Here is a 1,067-nt window from a genome sequence, read left to right on the forward strand (position 1 = left end):
GATATTTCCCGAATGCTCATTCCATCTCTCAGGTGCCACCGCCTGATCACACTTAATAACGCCACGTTGATCACTCCTGTGTCTCCTGCTCAATGCTGAGCAGGAGAGTTTGACTACGTGGGTCAAATTTGGATGCAAATACCTAGGTTTAGTGGCTCACTATTGGATGCAATTCAACAACCCAGCAAGTGCGACTGTCCGACCACCTCGTCCAAGGTCTTTGGACGAAGTGCTTCAGCCAGTGGTGCAGAAGGCTCTTGTGCGAACAAATCAGCCATGCTTCACCCCCATTGAACAATGGGGAAGCACAAGGAATTGCACAAACACCTTCCTAAGTTGTTGATTTATATATGACTTGACAGCTTTGTTGAAGCGGTGCACCTCGTCCACAAACATGATGGTGCGTTGTGGGTGCAGGCCGGTTCGGGCGGCCTCGGCTTTTTCAACCGCCTCGCGGATGTCTTTGACACCACCAAGCACAGCGCTGATGCTGAGAAATTGCGCGTCAAACGCATCGGCCATCAAACGGGCAATGGTGGTTTTACCGACGCCCGGCGGGCCCCACAAAATGCAACTGTGCGGCTGACCTGACTCGAAAGCCAAACGCAAGGCCATGCCCTCACCCAGCAAATGCTGCTGGCCAATGACTTCGCCCAAATGCTGGGGGCGCAGGCGCTCCGCCAAAGGGGCATGCGGCGCTAAATGGGTGGCTTTCATCTAAACCCGGAAAGCCTCAGGGTCGGATGACGTCAGTGCCCGCTGGGGCTTTGAAAACAAAGGTGCTGGCGGGCAAAACGGGGTTGTTTTCAAAAGCCGAGAACGTCAACACCGAGCGCTGCCCAAGGCTGTCTTGAACATCCAACACAGCCAACACCGGCCCAGCAGACAAGGCACGCAAACCCACCATCACCGAACGGATGGAACCATCGGGTTTCTGGGGCGTGGCACGCACCCAGTGCAGCCCGTCGCGGTCGGGCTCGGGGGTAAATTGGAAATCCGCCTTCAGAGCCTGCAAATCAGACGACGCTGTCAACAAGGCGGCTGGGGTCGCCCCCAAGACCTGCACC

Annotated in this window: 2 protein-coding genes; both read right to left on the reverse strand. The window is 56.0% G+C overall.

Annotated features, from left to right (window positions below):
* Window positions 1–270: 270 nt before the first annotated feature.
* Window positions 271–717, reverse strand: coding sequence for an AAA family ATPase (locus Q0341_RS08290; protein ID WP_299512004.1), 447 nt, complete (start codon window positions 715–717; stop codon window positions 271–273).
* A 16-nt stretch (window positions 718–733) separates the two neighbouring features.
* Window positions 734–1,067 (reverse strand): outer-membrane lipoprotein carrier protein LolA (locus Q0341_RS08295; RefSeq protein ID WP_299512006.1); only part of this gene is annotated, 334 nt, incomplete at its 5' end.

The sequence above is a fragment of the uncultured Limnohabitans sp. genome (assembly GCF_937889215.1).
Lineage (GTDB): Bacteria > Pseudomonadota > Gammaproteobacteria > Burkholderiales > Burkholderiaceae_C > Limnohabitans_A.

Bases quoted from the DNA above. Each gene is read 5' to 3' on its own strand.
- Q0341_RS08290 (WP_299512004.1), bottom strand. From the start codon at position 717: ATGAAAGCCACCCATTTAGCGCCGCATGCCCCTTTGGCGGAGCGCCTG.